Annotated in this window: 1 protein-coding gene; it reads right to left on the reverse strand. The window is 24.0% G+C overall.

Features of this window, described 5'->3' with window-relative positions; translation table 11 throughout:
• Nucleotides 1-219: 219 nt before the first annotated feature.
• Nucleotides 220-972 carry an IS21-like element helper ATPase IstB gene (istB, locus tag GBZ86_RS16015; RefSeq protein WP_152892316.1) on the reverse strand — a complete coding sequence of 251 codons (753 nt, stop codon included), beginning with the start codon at nucleotides 970-972 and terminating at the stop codon, nucleotides 220-222.
• Nucleotides 973-1,268 lie beyond the last annotated feature (296 nt).

Below are 1,268 nucleotides of genomic sequence, written 5' to 3' on the forward strand. Positions count from 1 at the left end.
ATATAATCAATATCACTAGAAATATATTTGTATTTTTAAAAAAGTCAATGGTAATATTTTTTAATTATTAAACACTAGTGAGAAAAAATAATAAATTAAAATTTCATTTATTAAAATAAGGGTTTATTAATAATTAATAAATCCTTATTTTCTATGTTGTAAATGTCAACTTAAAAAGGTAAAAAAGTTCCAATATCAAAATGCATAAATATTTGATAGTTAATTATTTTCTTGTTGAATCATTTCATAGACATCCTTAGTCCTATAAGATGGACCTATTATTTTAATAATATGAGCATGGTGTAGAAGTCTATCTAATATAGCATTTGCAAGAGTAGCATCCGAAAAGACTTCTCCCCATTTGCTAAAAGGCTGATTGGTTGTTATTATTGTTGAATTATGCTCATAACGTTTAGTTATTAATTGAAAAAATAAATTTGCTCCCAATTGATCTATTGGTAAATAACCTATTTCATCAATTATTAATAATTTATATTTACTATAATGCTTAAGCCGAGTTTCTAATCGGTTTTCATTATATGCATTTCTTAAATTTTGAATTAAATCATGACAACTAATAAAATAAGTTAAATATCTTTTACTAGCAGCTTCTATTCCGATAGCGGTAGCTAAATGAGTTTTTCCAACTCCAGGAGTACCATAAAATAATATATTTTCTTTATTTTCTAAAAATCTTAATGAACATAAATCTTTAATTTGCATCTTATTTACTGATGGTTGAAAAATATAGTCAAAGTCATGGACTCTTTTTACAAAAGGAAATCCGGCTACACTTATTTGAATTTTAGATGCTATTTCATTTTTATATTCTATTTCTTTATCTGTTAGATGCACTAAGGCATCTATTAACGGAATTTGCTCTTTTGCAGCTAAATTAAGATATGTTTGGGCATATGAGCACATTTTTTCTAACTTAAGAGTTTCCAAATTATTTATAAGTTTTGTATACATAAAAATTAATCTCCTAATAAAGTATCCATTTTGGATATACTTTCTTTTATAAATTCATCTATTTGATTATTTGAGAAATGTTTACATGCATCAGATTTTAATATTTCACAAATATGATCATTTTTATAATTAAATTTTTTGTCACTTAAAGAATGACATACGATAAAATCTTTATTATAATAAAGATACAGGCTGTCGACAAAGTCGACAGCCTTTCCATTTTCTTATAAAATAATATTGGGTGATAAATATGATGACTAAAAAAAATACTGATAATAGATTTAAAATTGAATTTA

Origin of the sequence: Clostridium tarantellae, from assembly GCF_009295725.1 — a bacterium.
Classification (GTDB): Bacteria; Bacillota; Clostridia; order Clostridiales; family Clostridiaceae; genus Sarcina; species Sarcina tarantellae.